This window comes from Streptomyces sp. NPDC020489 (assembly GCF_044386545.1).
In the GTDB taxonomy this organism is placed as follows: Bacteria; Actinomycetota; Actinomycetes; order Streptomycetales; family Streptomycetaceae; genus Streptomyces.
In genome coordinates this window covers 270,298-294,246 of sequence record NZ_JBIRUZ010000002.1, presented here as the reverse complement: position 1 = coordinate 294,246, position 23,949 = coordinate 270,298, and the positions used below count along the sequence as shown (strand labels likewise).

The window sequence follows — 23,949 nt, the reverse complement described above, 5'->3', positions numbered from 1 at the left end:
GGTGAGTGTTCAGCGGTAGACCCAGCTGCAGCGGTCCTGTACCAGCCAATCGTCCTTCTCGAAAATGGCGACGTCGACAGTCACAGCCGCTATCCCGGCCGGGTCAGACGCGTGCGTGTCCCAGATGTCGGCGGCTCCCTTGCCGCCGTAAGTGTGGTGCCAGGACCACGTCTTTACGGAGCCCCCATTGGTCTTCGTCACCAGACGAATTGCTGGGTGGTGGCCATCGGCGGCCGTGTCGTACAGGTGGAGCTCCAGAGGGTCCAGTTCGGTGCTGCTCGACCAGTCTCCCCACCAGTACCCATAGGAACCGTCCACCTCACATCCCGACGATGAAGCAGCAGACGCTGACGGTGTCGAGAGCGAAATCAGCCCAGCCGCCATCACTACAGTGCTCAGCAATGCAGGAAGTTTGCGCATATCATTCCCTTTTCCTTGGCCCACCAAGTAAACGCACTAGACGCCCGGTCGTGATCAACAAGAATTCGGACGCCGCACCGATGGACGTCAGAAGGACGAACAATCAGCGCCGGGCGAACCGAGTTGCAAGGCATTTTGGTGCTGTAGCCGGTGGGATCACCTTGGCCGGTGATGATCTTAGGTTCGGATAGCGGTTCGCCGGAAGACTCAAGCGTGCACAGCCCTCCTCGCTCACGGCTCACTTGTGCACAGCTCGTCACTAATTTCTCAGCACAGACCCAGACCCAAACTCAGGCAACGCCGTCCCGGCGTCTTCGGAGAAGCGCTCGGTCGGTGGGTATACCGCCGGTCAACTCGTGCACGGCGTTCTTCCCACTGTTGGTGTGATCGCTGTTATCGTGGTCTTTTCCCTCTCACTTGAAATCTGGTTCACCAAATTCTTCATTGAGCGCTGGGTCGGGATGAGGATGCACTCCCATCAGGCCTGAAAATCTAAGCCAACCCAGCAGCACGCACCATGCGCGCTCCACCGAGCCGCAACTGGGAGCCGGTGAGTGCACGGGAAAGGGGTGGCCCCCGGGATCCGGAGCCCTGCGCGGGCGAGCGTGACACCCCGCCGCTTCTGCTGCCGGCAGGCCGTTCCACGGCGCAGTGCTTCGGGCACTGCCGAGGAGCGTGCGCGTACCGCTACATCCCGCCTTGCCGGTTTCTTGACGAAACCGCAGGACTGGAGGGCCGATCATGGGCAAGGAGCGGAACGTGACTCGTATGGCAATCGTCGTCCTGACTCTGGCCCTCGGCGCGCTGGCGGCCATCGCAGCGGTCGGTCTCTCGCTGTGGTGGTGCGCTGCCGCCGTGCCGCTCGTCCTGCTGGGTCTGCTGGGTGCGGCGGACCTGTTGCAGCGCCGGCATTCGGTGTTGCGCAACTATCCCGTCGTGGGGCACGCCCGCTTTCTTCTGGAGCGGATCCGTCCTGAGTTGCAGCAGTACTTCGTCGAGCGGAACTTCGACGGGCGTCCCTTCGACCGGGATGTCCGCACCATCGTCTACGAGCGGGCGAAAGGTACGGACGCCGAGCAGCCGTACGGCACCGAGCGTGACGTGTATGAGCCCGGTTACGAGTTCCTGGTGCCGTCGATGGCTCCGTGCCCGGTGCCGAAGTCGCCTCCGCGGGTGCGGGTCGGTGGGCCCGACTGCAGCCGTCCCTATGACATGGCGCTGCTTAACGTATCGGCGATGAGCTTCGGCTCGCTGTCGTCCAACGCCATCCTCGCGCTCAACGGCGGCGCCGCGGCCGGCGGCTTCGCCCACGACACCGGTGAAGGCGGCCTCTCGGAGTACCACCTGAAGCCGGGCGGGGACCTGGTCTGGGAGATCGGCACCGGGTACTTCGGGTGCCGTACCAAGGACAGCGACTTCGACCCCGCCGAGTTCGCCGAGAAGGCCGCGCACGATCACGTCAAGTGTGTGTCCCTGAAGCTCTCGCAGGGCGCCAAGCCCGGCATCGGCGGTGTCCTGCCGGGCACGAAGGTCAACGCCGAGATCGCGAAGGTGCGGGACGTGCCCGAGGGCCAGACGGTCATCTCGCCGCCGTACCACAAGGTGTTCTCCACGCCGCGCGAACTCGTCCGCTTCATCGCCCGGATGCGAGAGCTGTCCGGTGGCAAGCCGACCGGGTTCAAGCTGTGCGTCGGGTCGCGTCGGCAGTTCCTCGCCGTGTGCAAGGCCATGCTGGCGGAAGGCACGGCCCCCGACTTCATCGTCGTGGACGGCGGCGAAGGCGGCACCGGAGCCGCGCCTCTGGAATTCGCCGACCACGTGGGAACACCGCTGACCGAGGGCCTGCTCACCGTGCACAACGCCCTCGTCGGCGCGGGCCTGCGCGACCGGATCAGGATCGGGGCGAGCGGCAAGATCGCCACGGGCACCGATCTGGTCAAGCGCCTGGTGCAGGGCGCCGACTACGGCAACGCGGCGCGGGCGATGATGTTCGCCGTCGGCTGCATCCAGGCTCAGCGGTGCCACACGAACACCTGCCCCACCGGTGTGACAACCCAGGACCCCCGACGCGCCCGCGCCCTCGACGTCCGTGACAAGACGCCGCGCGTCCAGCGCTTCCAGGAAGCGACCGTGGCCAGCGCCTTGCAGCTCATGGCGTCCATGGGCGTCACCGATCCTGCCGACCTGCGCCCGCACATGCTGCGCCGGCGCATCGATCCCTACACCGAGCGCTCCTACGAGGAGCTGTACGAGTGGCTCGAACCGGGCCAGTTGCTCGCCGAGCCGCCTGCCGCCTGGGCGGCCGACTGGCAGGCCGCCGACCCCGACCGATTCACCGTCTGACCTGGAGGACTCAAGTGTCCCGAACCGTAGCCCGCGTCATCGTGGACGCCCTCAGCGAACTCGGCGTGCGCCAGGTGTTCGGCGTCGTGGGAGATGCGCTCAACCCCCTGACGGACGCCATCCGCACCACCGAGGGCCTGGAATGGGTGGGCTGCCGGCACGAGGAGGCGGCGGCCTTCGCCGCGAGCGCGCAGTCGCAACTCTCGGGCACCCTCGGTGTCTGCATGGGCACGGTCGGTCCCGGTTCCGTCCATCTGCTCAACGGGCTGTACGACGCGGCCAAGAGCCACACCCCCGTCCTGGCGATCGCCGGGCAGGTACCGCTAGCCGAACTGGGCACCGACTACTTCCAGGAAGTCGACAACGACGCGCTCTTCAGCGACGTCGCCGTCTTCCGCGCCACCATCACCTCTCCCGACCAACTGCCGCAGATGCTCGAGACGGCGGTACGCCACGCCCTGGGCCGCAAGGGGGTCGCCGTCCTGACCGTGCCCGGCGACCTCGGCGAGCGCGAACTGACCTCGGACCGCCCTGCCCGGTTCTCCCTGAACCCTCCGCTCAGCCGGCCCGAGGAGTCCGCCGTACGGCGTGCCGCCGAACTCCTGGACCGCTCCGAGAAGGTCTCGCTGCTCGTCGGACGGGGCGCACGCGCCGCACGCGAGGACGTACTGGCCCTCGCCGACCGGCTGGCCGCACCCATGGTGCTCACGCTCAAGGCGAAGGAGGGCTTCGAAGGCGACACCAATCCCTTCCAGGTCGGCCAGACCGGGCTGATCGGCAACCCGGCCGCCGCGTCGGCCCTCCACGACGCGGACACCCTGCTGCTCCTGGGGACCGACTTCCCCTACCGGGACTGGTATCCGGAGGGGAAGACCGTCATCCAGGTCGACACCGAGGCCGCCCACATCGGGCGGCGCGTACCGGTCGACGTCGGCCTCGTCGGCGACACGGGCGAGACCGTCCGTGACCTCCTCACCCACCTCGCCACCGCTCCCGCCGGGACGGAAGGCGCCCGTGACCGCACACATCTGGAGAAGGCGCGTGAGCGGTTCGAGCACTGGCGCGAGGGCCAGGCACGGCTGGCCGACCCGGCACACGACAAGGGCCTTCTCGGCCGTGTGCGTTCCTCGCTCGACAACCGGACCCACGACATCCGGCCGGAGGCGTTGGCCGCGGTGGTGGACCGGCTGGCCGACGACGACGCCATCTTCACCTCCGACACGGGCATGGCGACGGTGTGGCTCTCCCGATTCGTCGAGATGCGCGGCGCGCGGCAGCTCATCGGTTCCTACAACCTCGGCTCCATGGCCAACGCGATGCCGCAGGCGCTGGGAGCCCAGTGCCTGGACCGCGAACGGCAGGTCGTGGCCTTCTGCGGGGACGGCGGACTGAGCATGCTCCTCGGCGACCTCATGACACTGAAGACACACCAGCTCCCCGTGAAGCTCGTCGTCTTCGACAACCGCCGTCTGGGCATGGTCAAACTCGAGCAGGAACAGGTCGGGCTCCCGGAGTTCGGCACCGTCCTGGACAACCCCGACTTCGCCGCCGTGGCCACCGCCATGGGCATCCCCGGCATCCGCGTGACGGACCCGGACGACCTGGAGAAGGCCGTACGCCGCGCCTTCGACACCCCCGGGCCGGTGCTGCTCGACGTCCTCACGAACCCGGACGAGATCGCGGTGCCGGCCAAGCCGACCGTCGAGCAGGGCTGGGGGTTTGCGGTGGCCAAGGTCAAGGAGGTCGTGCGCAGCCACGGGGATGACAGCCCGCACTGATCTGGCCGCGAAGGCCTGCCCCGACGTCCGGCATACCTGCCGCGTCGGGGTGGGCGGGCGGACGTCGGTGAGTGAACCGAGGGCACGACGACTGGACTGGCCCGCCCAGGAACTCTGACGCGCTCCGCGGATGAGGTCAGGTGCGGGTCACTTCGCCGGAGCCTTCGCGGGCTGCCCTGGGCGCCCTCGCTGTGGAACACCGCATCCTCGTCTTCGCCGCCGCCAGCCGTCCGCAACGCGAACGACACACCATCGCCAAGTCGTTCGAAACCGGCTCCTGGCGGGTCGCCGCGCTGCAGGCCGGGTTCAACACATCGGCCGACAGCCATACTTGAGTATGCGGGGCCCTCCCGTGGTGGCGTGACTCGGGAGAGGCTGCAATCCGGTGAACAGCGACAGCACTCAGCGTGTGAGCAAAATCGAGGTACGGCTCAAGTGGGACCCGAGTCCCTGGAACCAGCCGTCTCACCATCTCGACATCATCGCCACGACCTACTCGGCGGAATCGCCCTTCAGCCGGCCCGTGTACGTCGTCCACTTCGACAGCCGCTCACCGGACGGCACCATCAACATGGGCCGGCACAGCCAGACCGGTCAGGGTTTCGGCTACGTCGAGGTCATGACCCTGGAGCTCGATCGCCTCGGTTCCTCCTTCGCACGGGTGGTCGTGGGCGTGGCGATCCACCAGAACAACGGCCCCAAAACCTTCGGCGACGTCTCGAACGCCGGCGTACTGGTCGTCGAGGGGTACAAGGAGCTCCTCAAGGACGACTTCACCCAGCTCTCGGGAGCCACCGCGGCGACGGTCGCGGAGTTCACCCGGGATACGTCCGGAGCCTGGAGGTTTCACGAGATGGTCCGCGGGTTCGACAGCGACCCCACGCTCTTCACCGCCGAGATGGGCCACGCCCCGCAGTCATGACCCGGATCCGGAGCACTCCGCGGTGACCAGCACGGTGGGGCGGCGCTGACCAGAGCCGGTCCGAATCCAGGGGTGCGGGGAAGGGGCGAGTCCGCGACGAGGCCGCCCCTTGGCAGCCGGCCTGCCCGGCGCACCGCCCCGTGCTGCGGACCGCGGTGATCAGCGCACGCCATCTGGCCCGCCGAGGAACTGCGGCGCCCTACGAGAGAGGCGAGGTGCGCGCGAGTTCGGCGGCGCCGAAGGACACGTCGAAGCGATCGCACCAGATGCTCACGCCGGTGAACCGGGACGGGTCGACATCGGCGGGCACGGTGTAGTTCTGACTGCCCTTGTTGCCCTTGAGCTTGCCGAGACTCACGTACGCGCTGTCATCGAAGACGTGCCAGCCGGCCCGCCCCTCCTTCACCGGCGCGTCGGTCAGTCACACGCGCAGATCCGGACCGTTGCTGGTGTCGAGGTCCTCCAGCCGTACGACATGGGATGCGTCGGTGAGCCGTACGAGCTTCACCCGGCCCGAGGTGGCGTGCTCATGGCTGATCAGTTCGCCGCCTGCCAGCGTCCGGGGCCGGGGTGCCGGGGCAGTCGACGCGGACGGCGCCCCACCCGGAAGGGCCGCAGGGGCTGCGGCACTGGGCACGGGCTCCTGCACGGTCTCGTCCTGCCACAGCTTCCACGGCTGGAACCCTTCTCGACAATGCCCGCTCGGAAACCGTTCCGGAATTGTGCTGGCGTGGCGCGGGGCGCGGGCAGGCTGCGGCGCCGTGCGCCGAGCGAAGCAGGCGAGGTAGTGACAGGCACGGACATGCGTGCTGGCGGCAGCCAGGGTGGGAGACTGGCGGGGACCGTCGTCTTCTCTGCCCCGTCGAGGGGCCAGGGTCGGCTGGTCACGCCGGTGGTCGCTCATTCGGGCTGGGTCCTGTGCTTTCCGGTGGCATGCGTTCGCCGGTTCGCGGGCCCTCGTGGTCTTGCGCTTGTGGGGGGATAGGTCATGGCGGAAAAGTGGAATATCGGCGGGCCGGGTCCGGCGCTGCGGAGGCGGGTATGACGGCGCAGAGCTTGACGCGTGCGCTGGCCGGGCTTCTGGAGGCCAGTCACGCGGCGTCCTTCGAGCAGCTGCCCTGTCTGCTCGACAGCGCGGCGAAGGATGCCGGTGCGGGCGGAGCGCGGCTGTTCGTGGCAGATCTTCAGGAGGCTGTGCTGCGCGAGGTCACCGGCATCGGCTTGAGCGCCGGCGAAGGTGGCGAGGAGTGCCGGATCGAGGGCACTTTGCCAGGCCGCGCGTACCAGCTCACAGAGATCATGGTGTCGCCGCGTGATGGGGTGTGCTGGGTGCCGGTGCGGGACGGCACTCAGCGGCTGGGGGTCCTGCAGGTCGAGCCCGGTCCCGGCAACGGGGGAAAGCCCGACGAGGACGTGGTGCGGGCGTTGGCGTCGATGGCCGGATTGCTGTTGGTCTCCAAGCGGGCCCACAGCGACTCGCACGCCCGGCTGACCCGCACCCGGCCGATGGGAGTTCCGGCGGAGCTGCAGTGGGCGCTGATGCCGCCGCGTACCTTCTCCGACCATCGGGTGACGATCAGCGCCTTCATGGAACCGGCCTACCAGGTGGCCGGGGATGCCTTCGAGTACGCGGTGGCCGGCGACATCCTGCACCTGGCGGTCTTCGACGCGATGGGGCACGACACGTCCGCGGGTCTGACCGCGGCCTTGTCGATGGCCACCTGCCGCAGCCACCGCCGGGCCGGCGCAACCATTCCCGAAGCCAGCGCGGCCATCGAGGACACCCTGGTCGAGCAGTTCGGGCACAGCCGTTACGCCACCGGCATCCTCGCCGATCTTGAGCTGAACACCGGCAAGTTCAGCTGGGTCAACCGAGGTCACATGCTGCCGGTACTGATCCGCGGCGGCCGCTGGGCCAGCACCCTGCACTGCCCGTCGGCCGGTCCGATGGGCAGCGGGTTCAACCTGCCCATCAACCAGAGCACCGAGCAGTTGGAGCCAGGCGACCGGCTACTGCTGTTCACCGACGGCATCACCGAGGCCCGCGACAGAGAGGGCCGGGAATTCGGCGTGGAGCGCTTCACCGACTTCATCATCCGCCACCACGCCGACGAGTTGCCCGTCGACGAGACGCTGCGCCGCCTCATGCACACCGTCATGGACTACCACCAGGGACGGCTGGAGGACGACGCCACCGTACTGTTCTGCGAATGGCACGGTCCGGGCGCCCCGGTGGGATGAACGGCGCGGGCCTGTCCGAGGCCGTCGCCGGCCGGGATCGCGCCCGCCGGCCTGGCGTGTGAAGGCCGCGAGGCCCGCTGACGTCCGCGGGGCGGCTTCACCGCCCGGCCATTACCGGCATGTGCGCACGGCTGGTCAGCGGGCTGGTGACCAACGCGCGCCAGTACGCGCTCGGCCTTGTCTGCTGGATCTGGAGATCAGCGACAGCGCGGTGGGCGGCGCAGTGGGGGAGCCGAGTTCCGCCCGGCCAGCGCGCTGAAGAGAACGGCGGCGGAGCACGCCCTGGTCCGGCAGCTCGTGCCGCCCGCCGTCAAAAACGACCGCTGCCCAGCCCGGGCCCGCGCTCCGCGCCGACAGATCGCGGGCCCGGGGGAAAGACCGGGCCGGTGGATGAGCGTGGTCAGGACGCGGTGGGAACCGGCACGTCGAGGCCGCGAGAGGCTACGAGCTGGGCACTGCCGTCGGTCAGCCGGTACGACATCCCCACCACGCCGAGGCGGCCCTCGGCCACCGCGTCGGCCAGGATGCGGGAACGCTCCAGCAGCAGGTCGACCGTGTGCTCGATGTGCTCGGCCAGGATCTCGTCCGGCTCGACCCGTCCGGCGGCCCGTGCCGCGAGAACACTGGGGGTCACCCGTTCGACGACGTCGCGGACGAAGCCGCCCGGGGTCTGCCCGTTCTCCAGGGCGGAACAGGCTGCGGCGACCGCGCCGCAGGAGTCGTGGCCGAGGACGACGACCAGCGGCGCGTTGAGGACAGCGACGCCGAACTCGAGACTTCCGAGCACTTCGGTGCCCGCGACATGTCCGGCGGTGCGGACCACGAACAGGTCGCCCAGACCACGGTCGAAGATGATCTCGGCGGCAAGCCGGGAGTCGGAGCACCCGAACAGCACCGCGAAGGGCTTCTGGGACGGTGCGGTCTCGGTGCGGCGGGCGGCGTCCTGGTTCGGATGCTCGGAGGCGCCGGAGACGAAGCGCTCGTTGCCGGCCATGAGCAGGTCGAAAGCGTCACGGGGCGTCGGTGTCAGGTTCTTCTCGGTCATGGCGGCAGCCTACGAGGTGCCACCACCCCTTGTGCCGTACGCCCCCCGCTCCGGTCCGCCGGAGCTGTACCCGCCGTCAACTCGTTGACCAGCGCCCGCCGGTGCGCTCCACACGCAGCCGGCAGCGGCCACATGAGCACGCCGTGACCCCCGGACCGCGCACCGGACCGGCCGCCGCTCGGACCGACTCCGACTTCCAGCATCGGGATGCGTCGGGCGTGGGGGTCCTGAAGGATCGTGAGCCATGCCGGAACATCGCCCCCCGCCCATGACGCCCGACGGCCGCTATGTCGTGATCAATGGCCGTAGGTGGCGTGCCACCGATCCGTCGTTGCCCCCGGAGGTCGCCGCCGTTCTGCGTCGGCACCTGATGTCGGCGCGGCGCGCGGTCCGTTCGGCCCTGTCCGCGGGTGACCCGGCCGCCGAGCGGGCGGCGCGGGCTCGGGTGACCACGGCGAAGACCGCACTGGGCGAGCGCGGCACCCCTTGGTGGGAGCAGGACGAGGACGAACGGCGAAGGCGCTGGGAAGAAGGTCTCACGCAGCTCGACGCGCAGCCGTAGCGGCCGTGACTACGAGGATGACGACATGGTGAACGGGGCAGCCTCGCCGATTTCTGAACGCAAGGCCGGACGCCGATGTCTCGCCCTCCCGCCGAGCAGGTGACGGCGCACGACATCGCCTGGGCGTCCTGGAGCGGGCCACCCCATTCGCCGACGAGTACGCCGCGTCACCAGTGCGGACAGCGGCACTTACGTGACCCGGATGTCGCACTGTCATCGGCGTTTCGCGCATGCCTTTTCTGACACTCTGTAATGTGACGTGCAATTTGTCGGTTTAACACCGATATGACGCAAGGGGTGGCAGTGAGAGCGGTGAAGCGGAGCCGGACGTCGAGGACCGCCGCGGGAGTCTTGGCGGCAGCGCTGTTGCTGCTGACGGGGTGTGACGTACCGGGCCTCTACCGTCCCGCCCGTCCCGCCACGGGAGGGCCGTTCACCTTCTATGTGAGCCCGGACGGCGACGACGGGAACGACGGGATGTCTCCTCAGAGGCCATGGCGGACCCTCGACCACGTGAACAGCGTGCGGCTGCGGCCCGGCGACCGGGTCCGGCTCAAGGGCGGCGCACGGTTTCTCGGAAGTCTGACCCTCGAGAAGGGCGAAGCCGGCAGCGCGAGTGAGCCCGTGGTCATCGAGTCGTACGGGACCGGCCGTGCCACCATCGCGCCGCGGCGCACGTCGGCGATCACGGTGCGGAACACCGCGGGAGTGGACATCCGGAACCTGTCGCTGGTAGGCGATGCCAAGGCCCTTCGAGAGGGGGTCGGTGTCGCCTTCCGGAACAGTCTGCCCAACCACCGGCGGCTCGGTCACGTCAGGATCTCGAAGGTAGAGGCCAAGGGCTTCCAGAACGGCATCAGCGTGGGCGCGGACCGGGACGGTGCGGCGGGTTTCAGCGACGTACGGATCACCGACGTCTCGGTGCATCACAACCTCGAAGCAGGGCTCACCTTCTACGGACCCGCTTTCGACGCCGACCGCCCGGCCTACGCGAACGAAGGGCTCCGGATCGAGCGAGTGAGGGCATACGCCAACGCCGGCGATCCGCACAGCGTCGACCGCAACACCGGCAGCGGCATCGCCCTCGGCAGCGTGCGGGATGCCAGGGTCGCGCGTTCGTTCGCCTATGGCAACGGCGCGAGGTCCGCCGCCACCGCGGACGAGGGGCCTGAAGGGGTCTGGGTGTACGACTCCACACGCGTCGTGCTGGAGCACAACACGTCCTACCGCAACCGCACGGGTTCCCGTGTCGACGGCGGCGGCTTCGGCCTGGACAACAACGTGTCGGACTCGGTCATGCAGTACAACCTTGCCCACGGCAATGACGGGGCCGGCTTTCTCGTCTACTCCGGGCAAGCGACCGGCGCCCACAGGAACAACACCGTCCGTTTCAACATGAGCTGGGACGACGCCCGCAAGCTGCCCGATTACGGCGGCATCGTCGCCTACGGCACCCGCATGAGCGACCTGGACATCCACCACAACACGGTGGTGATGCGGACCGTCGGCCTGGCCTCCGCACAAGCCGTCGGAATCAGGCCGCCGGCGCTCCGACTGCGTGACGGCATGCGTGACGTACGCGTCCACCACAACATCTTCGCCACTGACGGCGGCCCTCTGGTCGAGGCCCAGTCCCCCTACAACCCCTCCCACCTCAGGCTGCAGGGCAACGACTACTACAGCAGCGGTCGTTGGGACCTGGGATGGGGGCCCCAGCGCCACGCCACGCTGGCCGCGTGGCGCACCGCGTCGCTCCAGGAAGTGCTCAACGGGGAGCCGATCGGCTCCGACGAGGATCCCTGCCTGCCGGGCCTGACCGCACCCGTCCCCGAGGGGGTCGACGCCATGAACCTGGTGCCCCGCTGTGCGAGCGCAGCGCCCCTGGGCCTGGAAGCCGGGACCTTCGGAGTCGCCCCGGGGCTCGTCGACTACTTCGGCAACCGGCTCGGACAGATCTTGGTGGTCGGGGCCGCCCGGCCGGTGATCGCCAGCCCGTCGCCCGACTCCGGCGCAGCGGGCGCCGAGGACCCGAACCTCCTGCCGGACCCGACGCCCGTGGCGCCCGGAGACGTCGAGGACACTGAGGACACCGAGGACACCGACGGCAGTCAGTTCGACGACCCGGGTGCGGACGAGAAGCCCCTGTCGCGGCGCTGACCACCCGCAAGGGGCCGCGACGGGTTGCCCGTCGCGGCCCTTCACCGCTGTCAGGGCCCCGGGGCACCCTGGGCTCCCTGACTCCGGACGGCAGACGCCGAGCGGCCGGAGCCGTTCAGGAGGATCACGTGCCTTCACAGCCCGCGTACGGCTCTGCCCCGGCCCCGCGGTGGAGTTCGCGGTGCCAGGGCAGTGAGGGGCTGCCTTGAGGGGCTGCCTTGATCGGGCCTATGCGCGGGCCACAGGGCGGTCGGCGGGGGCCGGCGCGGTGGCTGGGGCGACGATCGTGGTCCGCAGTGGTTCGTGCGGGCGGTCGGCGTCCGGGTGGTCTGACGGGGCCGGGCGGCCCAGGGCCTTGACCGTCCAGCCGGCGGCTCGCCACTGGGCGTGGGCGAGCGTGTTGCGGCCGTCGATGAGGACCGGTGCGCGAACGACGCGGGCGAGCTTGACCGGGTCCAGCCCGCCGTACTGACTCCACTCGGTGAGGTGCAGGACCAGTTCGGCGCCCTGGCAGGCGCTCAACGGGTCTGCGTGGTAGCTCAGCTCCGGGTGGGCGAGTTGGGCGTTCGCCGTGCCTTCCGGGTCGTGGACGCGAACGTCGGCGCCCTCGTGGCGCAGCGCCGAAGCGACGGCCAGGGCAGGGGAGTCGCGCACGTCGTCGCTGTTCGGCTTGAACGTGGCACCCAGCACCGTGACCGGGCGTCCGGTCAGGTCTCCGCCGGCCAGTCGGCGGGCGAGCGCGACGGTTCGTGTCCGCTGGCGTTGGTTGATCTCGTCGACCTGGTGGAGGAACGCCACCGCTGCCCCGGCGTCCAGTTCCTGGGCCCGGGCGGTGAAGGCCCGGATGTCCTTGGGCAGGCAGCCGCCCCCGAAGCCGATACCGGCGTTCAGGAACCGGCGGCCGATTCGGTCGTCGTGGCCCAGCGCGTCGGCGAGGGTGGCGACATCCGCGCCCGCCGCGTCGCAGACCTCGGCCATGGCGTTGATGAAGGAGATCTTCGTGGCGAGGAAGGCGTTCGCCGCGACCTTCACCAGCTCCGCCGTGTTCGGGTCGGTGCTGATGTATGGCACGCCCGCAGCGAGCATAGGGGCGTACACCCGGCGCAGTGTGTCGTCGGCGGTGCGGCTGGTGGTGCCGACGACGAGCCGGTCCGGGTGCAGGGTGTCCTCGACGGCGAAGCCCTCGCGCAGGAACTCCGGGTTCCACGCCATCTCGGCTCGTACGGCGTTCGGTACGAGACGCGCGATGCGGGTGGCGAGCTGGGCCGTGGTGCCCACCGGGACCGTGGACTTGCCGACGACCAGGCAGGACGCGGGCAGGTGTGGTGCGAGGCCGTCGACGACGGCGTCCACGTAACTCAGGTCCGCCGCGTGGGAGCCGGCCTTCTGCGGGGTGCCGACGCAGATGAAGTGGACCTCGCCGTGCGCCGCCGCCTCACGCAGGTTGGTGGTGAAGCGCAACCGGCCGGAGGCGAGGGCGCGGGTCAGGATGTCGTCGAGCCCCGGCTCGTAGAACGGGGGTCGGCAGTCGGCGAGAGCGTTGATCTTCTCGGCGTCGACGTCGACACCCAGGACGTCGTGCCCGATGTCGGCCATGCACGCGGCGTGCACAGCTCCGAGGTATCCCGTACCGATGACGGTCAACCGCATGCGGCGTACTCCTGTCTGGGTGGAAGGGGGCAGAGACCACGCGCCGAACGCGTCAGGGGGCGTAGCCGTTCGGGTTGAGCCGCTGGAAGCGCCAGGCGTCGCGGCACATCGCCGCCACATCGCGGCGGGCCGTCCAGCCCCAGGCTGCCGCGACCTTCGCGGGATCGGCCACCAGCTCCGCCACGTCGCCCGGACGGCGCGGCGCGACGCGGTGCGGGACGGGCAGGCCGCACGCCTCCTCGAAGGCCCGCACGAGTTCCAGGACGGACGAGCCGTGCCCGGTGCCGAGGTTGAAGACCTGCAGCCCCGGCTCGTCGTCGAGGTGGTCCAGGGCGGCCACATGGCCCTCGGCGACATCCATGACATGGATGTAGTCGCGCACTCCCGTGCCGTCCGGCGTCGGGTAGTCGTCGCCGAAGACGCTGAGCTCCTTGCGGCGGCCCACGGCGACCTGGGCGAGGAACGGCATGATGTTGTTCGGCACGCCGCTGGGGTCTTCGCCGAGCAGCCCGCTGGGGTGCGCGCCGGCCGGGTTGAAGTACCGCAGCGCGAGCACCCGCAGCTCGGGTACGTGTCGGCACAGGTCCGCGAGGATCTGCTCGCAGGTCCACTTGGTGGTGGCGTACGGGTTGGTGGGTGCGGCCGGGGAGGTCTCGGTGAGCGGGACGACCGTGGCGTTGCCGTAGATCGAACAGGACGAGGAGAAGACCAGCCGATGCACACCGTGGTCGTGCATCACCGAGGCGAGCGCGGTGGTGCCGCCGACGTTGATGTCGTAGTACGTCAGAGGGATGAGCACCGACTCGCCAACGGCCTTCTTCGCGGCGAAATGGATCACCGCGTCGATGGCGTGGCTCGCAAACACGGCGTCCAGCGCACGCCGGTCGCGGACGTCGGCGGTGTGGACGGCGGCGATCGGCCGGCCCGCGATCTTCGCGACGCGTTCCAGGGCCTCGGGGGAGCTGTTGGAGTGGTCGTCGAGGACGACCACCTCGTGACCGGAGCGCAGGAGTTCGACGCAGGTGTGGCTGCCGATGAAGCCGGCACCGCCGGTGACCAGGACGGTTCTGGGCATGGGGACCTCGTCTCTCGAGCGTCTGTGGTGGGCCGTCACCAGGAGTAGAAGCCGGTGAGGTACGTGGGGAAGACGGCGACGGCAAGCGTCAGAGGGAGCAGGCAGAACACGCCCGCCATCAGAGGGATCACGGCGGTACGCAGCGCGCGAAACGCGGTGACGCCGGTCGCGCGCGCGGTCTCCTTGACGTGCAGTGCGCCGATGACGAGCGTGACGGCGGCGTAGGAGGCTGCGCCCAGGAGGCACAGGAAGACGTAGCCGACGGCCGGTCCGGTGAACTGTCCGACGAGGGCCGAGCCCGACAGAAGCAGAGTGATCACCAGGTACGGTGCGACGGCGCGCAGCGGGAGCCGCTCCAGGCCGTCGCGCTTCTTCGGCGTGACCTTGAAGGTGATCTGGCGGGGCCGCAGCTTCTGTACGACCGCCGCCAGTACCCCCCAGGCGACGTAGGGCCAGCGCGACAGACCGAAGAGCCAGATCTCCCAGCTGAAGAGCGGGACATTGTTGGGCCGCAGCAGGCCGCGGCGCCGGCACAGCAGCGTCAGCGGGAGCAGCCAGAGCGACATGCTCCAGAAGTGTGCGAGGAACTCAAGGTAGTTGACATTGATCCACGGTGCACCGGTGATCGCGGCGATGGGCGGCAGCAGGATGCCCGTGACGGTGGCGACGGCGAGCAGGGGGTAGTACAGCAGGGCCACGCCGAAGCGGATCTTCAGCTTCAGAGGCATGCGTGTCAGATGGCGTGGCAGCATCCCCAGGAGCATCACGGTCAGGCTGCGCGACCACTGGAACTCCTGTGTGACCATCGCGCCGAAGGTGATCGGGCCCTCGCCGTGCGCCTCCGCGTTGATCGCGAACGCGCCCTGCCATCCGGCCGAGGTGAGCAGGAACGTGGTGGAGAAGTCCTCGGCGAGTTCCGGGCCGAGACCGCCGATGTCTTTCAGAGCCCGGGTACGGACGGCGTAGTGCGAGCCGATGCACACCGGGGCGAGGCCGGCGGAGTGGCCCAGCTGCACGGGGCCGTGGAAGAGGGCCTCGCGCTGGAGACGGCCGCGGGCCGACCAGGACTGCTCGGCGTTGGAGTCGCAGACGCTGGGCGCGGCGACATAGCCGATGGACGGGTCGGCGAACGGGCGGATGACCTCCGCCAGGTAGCGCGGGCCGGGCACGTGATCGCAGTCGAGCTGGGCGACGACGTCGTAGTGCTCATAGCCCCAGTGGTCGTAGAAGAAGGCGAGGTTGCCCTCCTTGCAGCGGGTGCGCCGCGGCCACTGGGCCCGGTGGTAGTCGCCGCGGCCGTAGCGGCAGGAGACGCCGACGCCTTGCGTACGGCACCAGGTGAGGATCTCGTCGCTGGGGTCCTCGTCGCACAGCCACACGTCGTAGGCGTACGGGAACTCCTGGTCGAGCATCGCCTCCAGGGTGCCGCGAGCGATGTCCCAGCTCTCGGACGGGGCGCGGGTGACCACGAACGCGGTGTGCAGGGCGGGCACTTTGACGGCCGGGTTGAAACGCCGCATGCGGTTCAGCGCGACGAGAAAATGCAACGGCAGGTAGGTCAGGTAGAGCAGCAGGGCGCTGTTGATGACCAGTCCGAGCCAGCCGACGCGGTGGGAAGGCTCGAGCCACCATGCCCAGAACCAGACCAGGCAGACCGCCCAGCCGAGACTGAGGACTGCGACCTGGAAGCGGTCCCAGTGTGAGAAGGCCCGTACGAAGCTGGAGGGGAGCGGTGTGAGCCTGCGCGCGGGCCGTGTGAGGACCGGCCCATCCGGGCCGATGGAAGCCACTGCGCCGTTCGACAGGGCCTTGATCTCCCTGCCCAGCGCTTTCCATTCCTGCGGGGAGCCGGACGTGGGTGCTGCGAGCGGGAGATCTGTGACGGTGCCGGTCCCTCGGGCGGGACCTTGCTCCAACGACGTCATGACAGCGCGTTCTCCAGGCGGTTGGACAGTGGGCCGCGAGGTGCGGGGCAGGCAGGAACAGGGCGCAAGGGCTGCCGCGGCCGGCCCCTGTGGTCCGGCCGTGGCATGCGGATCAGCCGGCCGTCGCGGACGGCCCCCCGGGTGCGGCGGGAACCCCGCGGGCGACGGTGACCGGGCAGGGGATCGTCTGAGCGGTCAGGGCGGCCGGATGCGTGACGGCGGCCAGGGGCACGGTTTCGTCCTGGCCGCCCCGGATCGCCGCGGCAGACGCGCGCAACCGGTCCGGGCGGGCGGCGAAGTACGTGACGGTCCGACGCAGACCATCGCTGATGTCGAACTCTGGCTCCCAGCCCAGGACTTCACGGGCTCGGGTGATCACGGGGCGTCGGCGGACCGGATCGTCGACCGGCAGCGGGTGGTACTTCACCTCGGACGCGGAACCGGTCATCGCGAGCACCAGATCGGCGAGCTCGACGACGGTGTGCTCGACAGGATTGCCGAGATTGAACGGGCCCAGTTCGCAGGAGTCGAGCAGGGCGAGCAGGCCGCGGACCAGATCGTCGACGTAACAGAAACTGCGGGTCTGTTTGCCATCGCCGTAGATCGTGAGCGGCTCACCGGTCAGTGCCTGGGTGATGAAGCTGGACACCACGCGGCCGTCGTGAGGCCGCATCCGCGGACCATAGGTGTTGAAGATCCGGGCGATGCCGACGTTCACATCGTGAATGCGGCGATACGCGGCCGACACCGCTTCGGCATAGCGTTTCGCCTCGTCATAGACGCTGCGCGGGCCGATCGAGTTGACGTTTCCCCAGTACGTCTCCTCTTGAGGATGGACCAGCGGGTCTCCGTAGATCTCACTGGTCGACGCGAGAATGAAACGGGCGTCGTGGCGCAGAGCCAGCCGCAAGGCGTTCTCGGTGCCGCGGCTGCCGACCGCCAGGGTCTCCAGTGGCTGCCGCAGGTAGTCGGGCGGGGACGCGGGAGACGCCAGGTGAGCGACTGCGTCGACCCGGCCGGCGACCTCCACGGCCTCGCTCACATCAGCGAGCCGGAACTCGAATCCCGGCTCGCTGAGAAGGTGGGCGATGTTCTCGGGGGCGCCCGTCGAGTAGTTGTCCAGGCACACCACCGAATCGCCGCGACGCAGGAGCGCCTCGCACAGGTGGGACCCGAGAAAGCCACCGCCACCGGTCACGGCAACGCGCATTTGTTTCTCCAGGAATCGGAACCGGAAGTGCCTTGCACCCCGCCGCACGGACGACCTGAAAGAACATCACCGGACGAACCGAGAAGCGGAGCGATCTGTCACACAACGCACGGACGAGGATATGGACATAAATTGCTATTTACGTGAGAGCGAATCGAGCGCTGGGCCGTTCGGCAGACACCGCACGCGGGGCACACGCAGCCCGACTCTCCCGTTGCATGGGGCTTCTCCTTCGAACGGCTAGGCCGAGCGGCATCACCCGCACGTGTGAGACGGCGGCGGGCGCGCTCCCTGCCGGACCGACGGGCATGCCGGTGCGCGGCGTGGACGGGCCTGTGGTTGCGCGCGGCCGCCTCATGGGGTGGTCGTGCCGCGGACGCTGAGGGTCAGGCCGCGACGGGGGCTTCGCGAAACGGGGGGCGGAGTCGGGCGCATTCCTGGCGTAGCCGGGGTTCTGGGCCGCCCCCATCTGGTGGGGATGGATGAAGACCCGCAGCCCGCTCGCGGGCGGGCACAGCATTGTTGTGCACTACAACAGTGGTGAGGGGGACACCTGGGTCGACTACTTCATCGTCAGCGCAGGGCGGCTGATCCAGTCAGGTGGCGCTGGCTGGCAGCGCTGGCTGGCGGTGACATGCTCAATCGTTGGAGATCCGGGTGGGCGCGGCCCGTGTGACGGGAGGGGCGCATGGCTTCCTGATTCTCCCGTTCCGTGGGTACGGCCTCTGGGCAACCGCAGCCACTGATCCCACACTCGCCTGATGACCCGTGACACGACTCCACGCACCTCTGCCTCGACCGAGTACTTGTGTGATCTGATCCCGCGGGTTCGATATGTCCTGTGGGATCTCGACGGCCCGATCTGTCGCCTGTTCGCGGTGCACTCCGCGTCGGATGTCGCCAAGGAAATGATCCCGCGGATCCATGAGTTGGCTGGGCCCTCAGGAGTAGAGCATCAGCAGCACGAGCAGCGCCGCCAACCAGTGGTATGACACGACGCCCTTCCGGTTCGTTTCGGACGGTTCCCGGCTTCCCGAGGGCTCGATGGCCCCGTTACGGGGCGGACGCATGATCCCGACGCTGACCAGCATCAGGAGCAGCGTCCCCAGGCGATCTGTGCCAGTAGGCGTAAGCAATCCCAGAAGATCACGACGACTCCCGTCCACTTGGGCGAACTTGACGATGGACCGGCAAATTGGACTGCTCCGGCCTGTTATTGGTCTCCCCGGACTGGTCGATCCAATAACGCGCCGTACTCTTCGCCTGCCAACTTGACTGAAACTGGGTCTCTCCAACTGCTGTGCGCGGTACGGTCGTTGTGTGAGTGGCGAACGGAGTGGTGCAAGCGGCAAGGAGACTCGGCGCGTTGCCCACGAGTTGCGCGAGCGGATCATCGCCCTGAAGTACCCGAAAGGAACGAGGCTGGCGGCCCAGCGTGAACTGGCCACGGAATTCGGCGTCTCCCGGGACACGGTCCAGCGCGCTTTGCGGGAGCTGGCCGACGAGGGGTGGATCAGGTCCCAGCAGGGCAGTGGTTCGTACGTCATCAGAGGGCCAGAAGCCACGTCCGAGGTGGACAGCGTCCCCCGAATGAGGAGGCTGGGGCTGCGTCCGTTCCTTGAGCAGGCCCTGGCCGAGCAGGAGATGTCACTCGACGTCTATTGCTTGACGTCCGAGTCGCTCGATACCTACCTCAGTGCCCTGACGGGGCACCTTCAGGGTGAGGCGCCCGTCGAGCCCGGTCACGACGGGCTGGTCGCCGTACCACGCCGGATCCGTATCAGGATGCTGTTGCCGACCAGGACCACGCACCTGCCGTATCCGCGTAGCGTGGCCGAACCGGACGACACGCGCGTGACAGAGCGCCTGTGGGACATCTCCGATTTGCGCCTGCGGTCACTGGGGAGAACGCTCCGCAACCTCCTGGCAAACGGCCTGGTTGAGCACCTCGACTTCGAAGTCAAGCGCGTCCCCATTCCTCCGGTGTTCAAGCTTTACATCCTGAATCGGAGGCATGTCTTCCAGGCGCCCTACAAATTGGTGCAACGCCGCATTCCTCTGGACGGCGCCATGCAGCAGGACACGGAGTTCGTTGATGCGATCGACGTACTCAGCCTCGGTGCCACGGGGACCTACTTCGACAAGGGCACCGAAACGACCGACGCCCAGGCGGCATGGGTGGATGGCCACCAAGCGTGGTTCGATTCGCTCTGGGAACATTTAGGTGAATAATTCAGGCTCCCTCACAACCACTTCGGGTCGACGGAATCAGGCTTTCCGGGGAAATCTCTGTGGTGGCCTCCAGCAGTCGTCGACCCGACATAAGGTGTGCCCCACCTTTACTGGATCAGATCAGGTCAGGGCGCCTTTCGGAACCACCTGATGCTCTAGGTGTTCCGGGAGGACCGTGCTCGCCCCATTCTTTGCCGACGACGAGTTCGTCCGGCTAGCGCAGAGGTCCAGCCTTATCGGCGCCGGCCACCACCATCAGAACCACGTGGTGCGGCTCAACGAACCGATGCCGGCCTGCCTGCCGGACATCCAGCCCGGAACCCCCGTGCTGGTTCGTATTCCCCGGCCCGAGGCCATCCCGGTGGTCATCAGGACCTGGCCGGACGAGGCCGAACTTCTGCGCTCCCTGGACGGCCGCCTGTCGCAGGTCCCGAAGTGCCTGGCCAGGACACCGTGCGCGACGGTGCTCAGCTATACCGAAGGTGTCCCGCTGTCCACGCCACACCCGGCGACGAAGGGGCTGCCTCGCTTTCGAACTCTTGAGCTGGCGAGTCTTCTTGCCCGTACCACGACGGTCCCTCGGGACGCACTGCCAGACCTGCCGGCTTTCTGGCCCCGCCGCGACAACGACAGCCGAGGCTTTCTGCATGCCTTGGTACGGCTGACCGACGACCAGATCTTGCTCCCCAACTGGCCGCGCTACGGTGCTCTGTTCACCGAGCTGGGCGTCCCGAAGGACGCTCTGCACCAGCTGGTCGAGAGGCTGCCGCCCCTGACGGACCGCCCCTTCGGGCTGGTCCACGGGGATCTCCACCGGGACAACGTCGTCGTGACAGACGCCCGCAGGCCTCCGCTGATCGCCGTCGACTGGGAACTCGCGACGTTCGGTGACCCCCTGCACGATCTCGCTGTCCATGTAGTCCGCATGCGCTACACGAAACGACAGGCGAGTCGGCTGATCAGGGCGTGGACCAAAGCCGTCGAACAGGTCCGCGCGGCGGCGACCGCGGGCCTGCGGCGCGACCTGCTGCACTACCTCAACTTCGAAAGGGCGCAGTCGGTCTTCCCCGATGTCATCAGAGCCACCCAGCTTCTGCAGTCCACGCCATGCGACGAGCGTACGGCTGACCTCCTCATGAGGAAGGCGGTGAGAGGCGTGCGCCAGGCGCTTGAGACGGCCGCAGCCCCGCTCGGTTTGCGTCGCCTCCCAGACCCGGAGAATGTCCGCGACATCCTGCACCAGTGGCACCCGTCCACACTCTGCCCGTCGTACACGGCCTAGCCGTCACCGTCGGTAATGCCCACGCGCTCACCTTCCAGGCGTCTCGTCAATCACAGGCCCCCGGTGAGGTCGAGGCGACGGTGACCTGGGCGGTCCAGGACCCCGGTTCTCGGGGCGGATCCCAGGTCACGTCGACGCGTACGTTGTGGGACTCATGTGCGAGTCCCGCCACCATGGCCGCCGCGGCGGTCCGTGCCTCGGTGGGGCTGGCGTTGAGCGGAACGTCGGCGAGGCGCCCGCAGAGCACTCCGCCTTCCACGGTGAGGACACTGAGTCGCCAGCCTTCTGGCGTCGCGAGCAGGACGATGTCCTTCGGCATGCCGGAGGGAGGTCGTCTCTTCTTCTCGCGCTTTCGTCTCACCACGGAGCCACCGTAGAGGCAGCAGGCACAAGGACCGCCCCCGCCCACCGTGATGGGCCGGGCCGTCACTCTGCTTCAGGCGGGCCAGTTGACCTGCTTTGTCGGGGCGGTGAGTGTCGCCGGACGAGCCGCACGACGAGGGACACCATCTGCGGCTTTCGTCGTACAGGCCAGCGATTGACTCGACACTGATCCAGCGGATCACGGAGAGAGCCAGCTGCTCGGGTGCCACGTGCGGTGCCCGAGTGGTCCGCTTCGGACCGCCAGCTCGACGGTACCGATCGCGGGCACGCTCCCAACGCGCCTGCGCACGTTGCGAGTTACCTACCGCGCAGGCCTGGTCAGATGCAGATCACGATCTTTCCTCGGGTGCGTCCGCGCTCGGCGTGCGCGTGGGCGTCGGCGATCTGCTCCAGGGGGTAGGTCCGTTCGATGCGGGGTGTGTAGCGGCCTTGCTCGCCCAGTTCCGCCGCCGCGGACAGGAGAGTGGAATCGTTCTCCGCGTTGACGACATGCGTGCCCAGGCGGTGCCCGGCCGCGTGGTCGGCGACCGTCGCGACGCGCTTCGGATCACCTGTGATCGCGACGAGGTCGTCCAGAGAGCCGGAGGCCGCGGTGTCGAGGGCTATGTCGATGCCGTGCGGAGCGAGGGTGGTGAGGCGCTGTGCGAGGCCTGGGCCGTAGGTGGTGGGGACGGCGCCGAGAGACGTGAGGAACTCGTGGTTGCGTTCACTGGCTGTCCCGATCACAGTGGCGCCTTGCGCTACCGCTATCTCGACCGCCGCGCTGCCCACGCCTCCGGCGGCGCCCTCGACGAGAAGGGTGCGCCCCGAGAGGGAACCGAGCGCGTTCAGTCCACCCATCGCGGTCACGGACGCGAGACCGGCACCAGCGGCCTGCTCGTCGTTCCACGTGGCGGGAGTGTGCGCCCAGGCCGAGAGGATGAGCAGCTCTGCGATCGCCCCGGTGACACCGCCCAGTCCGAAGACACGGTCACCGATGCTCACCCCCCGCACCCCGTCGCCGATCTCGTCGACCACACCGGCGCCGTCGCGCCCGGGAACAGCGGGCAACTCCAGGGGAATCAACTGGTGCAGGGCGCCGGCGCGCAGCTTCCAGTCGATGGGATTGACGCTGGCCGCCGCGACGCGGACACGGATCTCACCGGGTCCGGGGTGGGGGTCGGGAGCCAGCTCGATCACCAGGTTCTCCGCTCCGCCGTATTCGTGGAATCGGGCTGCGCGCATGATGGTCTGCCTCACTTTGATGGGCCGGAATGACGTGTTCATCCGACGCCTCGTCACCCTAGAACCTGACGTTGACGTGAGGTGCAAGCCCAAACTCCGCCCGGCCGGAAGAGGGCAGGCGCGGATGGGTGAGGTGGCCGAGCGGGCGGGGTGAGGGCGGGGGCCCGGGCCCTTACGAGGGAACACGCCGCCCGTCACGGTCTACATCCATGTGCCCCCGGGTGGCTCGGCGATCCCGGCGCGACGCGAGGACTGCCGTGCGTACGTGAAGCGGGTGAACGCCCTCGGATCCCCGCCGCCAGATCATGATCAATTTTGGCGTCGCTAACGGCTCGATCGGGCCCAAGAGGTCCTCCTGAAGCGGGTATTGCTAGCCTAAACCTGACGTGAACGTGAGGTATGAGTGGGAAGGGAGTGGCCTGCGCCATGCGCATCGGACAGCTCGCCAGGCGGTCAGGGGTCAGCGTGCGGGCCCTGCGCTACTACGAGGAACAGCGGCTCCTAGAATCGATGCGGACGCCCGGCGGGCAGCGGGACTATCCCGACGAAGCCCTGGAGCGGGTCCAGCTCATCCAGGACCTCTTCGCGGCCGGCCTCTCCAGCCGTACCGTCGTCGAACTCCTGCCGTGCGTGAGCACCGGCGTCGCGACTCCCGCCATGCTCGACCAGCTCATCGTCGAACGCGACCGCATCGCCGCACGCATCCAGGACCTGACCCGGGCCAAGACCAAACTCGGCCGCGTGATCGAGAATGTGACCGCGGCGAACGTGGCGCAGGACTGATCAACCCGCCGTGAGGGGACGGGGCCCTCATCTATCCGGCATCTACCGGGCGACGTCGCGCGTGCAGGCCGGGGGCTCGCTACGCGGTCGGGTCCGTGAGCGCCATCGCCACGCCGGGTCAGCGGCGAGGAGGCGGCGTCCTCGCCATCGGCCCCGACGAGGTTGCTGGCAGGGGTGGCGGACCGCTGCCCGTGGAGGCCCTGCACGGCATCGGACCCCGCCAGGCGTCGGTGCGGTGCTGCGCGACTACGGCATTCACTGTGTCGGCCCGCTGGCCGCGGTTCCGCCTGCCACGATGCCCGCCTGCTGGGCGGGGGCGCGGCGCGGGCCGGATCGCCGCCGAGCGTGCCCCCGGCCTTGATCCCCGCCCCGTCATCTTCCGCGCCCTGGCCGCCTTAGCCGCCGTCCGCCGTAGTTTCCGACCGGCACGTCATCGACTGTGCCGCCGTTCACGCGGTCCGGGTCGACCTCCTCATCAGTGGCGATCAGCCCGCCGAGCAGATCAGCCTCGACAGCGCATGCGAGGACCGCTTGATTGCCGAAGACGCCATCGACCGTATCCGCGGGAAGTTCGGCCCCCGAATCGTCGGCCCGGCCGCCATTTACCGCCGCGCCTCATGACCGGCCCACGCACGGGAGTTGAAGGGTGATCCTCAACCCGCCCGTCCTGAGCCCCGCTGCGGCACAGCAACTGCCGCACAGGCCCTACGTCCAGG

The 23,949-nt window shown here is 68.7% G+C and carries 19 protein-coding genes and 1 pseudogene; 11 read left to right on the top strand and 9 right to left on the bottom strand.

Going from position 1 to position 23,949, the window contains the following annotated elements; genetic code table 11:
* Positions 1 to 9: 9 nt before the first annotated feature.
* Positions 10 to 420, bottom strand: coding sequence for a hypothetical protein (locus ACH41F_RS05235; RefSeq protein WP_398833115.1), 411 nt, complete (start codon positions 418 to 420; stop codon positions 10 to 12).
* A 759-nt stretch (positions 421 to 1,179) separates the two neighbouring features.
* On the opposite strand from ACH41F_RS05235, the gene ACH41F_RS05230 reads away from it, so the two are divergent.
* The 4 genes from ACH41F_RS05230 to ACH41F_RS05215 all read left to right on the top strand — a co-directional run bounded on the left by ACH41F_RS05230 (position 1,180) and on the right by ACH41F_RS05215 (position 5,463).
* Entirely contained in the window at positions 1,180 to 2,763 is a 1,584-nt protein-coding gene (locus ACH41F_RS05230; RefSeq protein WP_398833113.1) for an FMN-binding glutamate synthase family protein, read from the top strand.
* Positions 2,764 to 2,777: 14 nt separating this feature from the next.
* Positions 2,778 to 4,541 carry a thiamine pyrophosphate-dependent enzyme gene (locus ACH41F_RS05225; protein WP_398833110.1) on the top strand — a complete coding sequence of 588 codons (1,764 nt, stop codon included), beginning with the start codon at positions 2,778 to 2,780 and terminating at the stop codon, positions 4,539 to 4,541.
* 191 nt (positions 4,542 to 4,732) lie between these two features.
* Positions 4,733 to 4,876 carry a hypothetical protein gene (locus ACH41F_RS05220; RefSeq protein ID WP_398833108.1) on the top strand — a complete coding sequence of 48 codons (144 nt, stop codon included), beginning with the start codon at positions 4,733 to 4,735 and terminating at the stop codon, positions 4,874 to 4,876.
* Between the two features lie 50 nt (positions 4,877 to 4,926).
* On the top strand, positions 4,927 to 5,463 hold the full coding sequence (locus ACH41F_RS05215) for a TerD family protein (RefSeq protein WP_398833105.1): 537 nt from the start codon (positions 4,927 to 4,929) through the stop codon (positions 5,461 to 5,463).
* A gap of 199 nt (positions 5,464 to 5,662) precedes the next feature.
* Here the strand turns inward: ACH41F_RS05215 and ACH41F_RS05210 are convergent.
* Positions 5,663 to 6,184, bottom strand: a pseudogene (locus ACH41F_RS05210) (DM13 domain-containing protein).
* Positions 6,185 to 6,504: 320 nt separating this feature from the next.
* Here ACH41F_RS05210 and ACH41F_RS05205 point away from each other — a divergent pair.
* Complete coding sequence (locus ACH41F_RS05205; RefSeq protein WP_398833103.1) at positions 6,505 to 7,704, top strand: PP2C family protein-serine/threonine phosphatase; 1,200 nt, start codon at positions 6,505 to 6,507, stop codon at positions 7,702 to 7,704.
* 400 nt (positions 7,705 to 8,104) lie between these two features.
* Here the strand turns inward: ACH41F_RS05205 and ACH41F_RS05200 are convergent, their stop codons facing one another.
* Positions 8,105 to 8,749, bottom strand: a complete 645-nt coding sequence (locus ACH41F_RS05200) for a carbonic anhydrase (RefSeq protein ID WP_398833100.1) — start codon at positions 8,747 to 8,749, stop codon at positions 8,105 to 8,107.
* A gap of 244 nt (positions 8,750 to 8,993) precedes the next feature.
* Here ACH41F_RS05200 and ACH41F_RS05195 point away from each other — a divergent pair, with 244 nt between their 5' ends.
* A complete protein-coding gene (locus ACH41F_RS05195) occupies positions 8,994 to 9,311 on the top strand; it encodes a hypothetical protein (protein WP_391237713.1) in 318 nt (105 codons plus the stop codon).
* Positions 9,312 to 9,824: 513 nt separating this feature from the next.
* Positions 9,825 to 11,468 carry a right-handed parallel beta-helix repeat-containing protein gene (locus ACH41F_RS05190; RefSeq protein ID WP_398833097.1) on the top strand — a complete coding sequence of 548 codons (1,644 nt, stop codon included), beginning with the start codon at positions 9,825 to 9,827 and terminating at the stop codon, positions 11,466 to 11,468.
* 228 nt (positions 11,469 to 11,696) lie between these two features.
* Here ACH41F_RS05190 and ACH41F_RS05185 read toward each other — a convergent pair whose 3' ends face one another.
* The 4 genes from ACH41F_RS05185 to ACH41F_RS05170 form a co-directional block, all read right to left on the bottom strand.
* A complete protein-coding gene (locus tag ACH41F_RS05185; RefSeq protein ID WP_398833094.1) occupies positions 11,697 to 13,118 on the bottom strand; it encodes a UDP-glucose dehydrogenase family protein in 1,422 nt (473 codons plus the stop codon).
* A gap of 52 nt (positions 13,119 to 13,170) precedes the next feature.
* On the bottom strand, positions 13,171 to 14,193 hold the full coding sequence (gene galE, locus ACH41F_RS05180; RefSeq protein WP_398833092.1) for a UDP-glucose 4-epimerase GalE: 1,023 nt from the start codon (positions 14,191 to 14,193) through the stop codon (positions 13,171 to 13,173).
* 35 nt (positions 14,194 to 14,228) lie between these two features.
* Positions 14,229 to 16,118 carry a glycosyltransferase gene (locus tag ACH41F_RS05175; protein WP_398833090.1) on the bottom strand — a complete coding sequence of 630 codons (1,890 nt, stop codon included), beginning with the start codon at positions 16,116 to 16,118 and terminating at the stop codon, positions 14,229 to 14,231.
* Positions 16,119 to 16,230: 112 nt separating this feature from the next.
* On the bottom strand, positions 16,231 to 17,328 hold the full coding sequence (locus ACH41F_RS05170) for a UDP-glucuronic acid decarboxylase family protein (RefSeq protein WP_398833088.1): 1,098 nt from the start codon (positions 17,326 to 17,328) through the stop codon (positions 16,231 to 16,233).
* Between the two features lie 761 nt (positions 17,329 to 18,089).
* Between ACH41F_RS05170 and ACH41F_RS05165 the strand changes: the two genes are divergently transcribed.
* The 3 genes from ACH41F_RS05165 (at position 18,090) to ACH41F_RS05155 (ending at position 20,842) form a co-directional block, all read left to right on the top strand.
* Positions 18,090 to 18,320, top strand: coding sequence for a hypothetical protein (locus ACH41F_RS05165; RefSeq protein ID WP_398833086.1), 231 nt, complete (start codon positions 18,090 to 18,092; stop codon positions 18,318 to 18,320).
* 328 nt (positions 18,321 to 18,648) lie between these two features.
* Complete coding sequence (locus ACH41F_RS05160; protein ID WP_391237695.1) at positions 18,649 to 19,560, top strand: GntR family transcriptional regulator; 912 nt, start codon at positions 18,649 to 18,651, stop codon at positions 19,558 to 19,560.
* A gap of 175 nt (positions 19,561 to 19,735) precedes the next feature.
* The gene (locus tag ACH41F_RS05155; protein WP_398833083.1) at positions 19,736 to 20,842 is read left to right on the top strand and encodes a phosphotransferase family protein; all 1,107 of its coding nucleotides are present in this window, start codon (positions 19,736 to 19,738) and stop codon (positions 20,840 to 20,842) included.
* 46 nt (positions 20,843 to 20,888) lie between these two features.
* Here the strand turns inward: ACH41F_RS05155 and ACH41F_RS05150 are convergent, their stop codons facing one another.
* Complete coding sequence (locus ACH41F_RS05150) at positions 20,889 to 21,206, bottom strand: hypothetical protein (protein WP_398833081.1); 318 nt, start codon at positions 21,204 to 21,206, stop codon at positions 20,889 to 20,891.
* Between the two features lie 338 nt (positions 21,207 to 21,544).
* Complete coding sequence (locus tag ACH41F_RS05145) at positions 21,545 to 22,450, bottom strand: NADP-dependent oxidoreductase (RefSeq protein WP_398833078.1); 906 nt, start codon at positions 22,448 to 22,450, stop codon at positions 21,545 to 21,547.
* 426 nt (positions 22,451 to 22,876) lie between these two features.
* Between ACH41F_RS05145 and ACH41F_RS05140 the strand changes: the two genes are divergently transcribed.
* Entirely contained in the window at positions 22,877 to 23,233 is a 357-nt protein-coding gene (locus ACH41F_RS05140) for a MerR family transcriptional regulator (protein WP_398833075.1), read from the top strand.
* Positions 23,234 to 23,949: the final 716 nt, after the last annotated feature.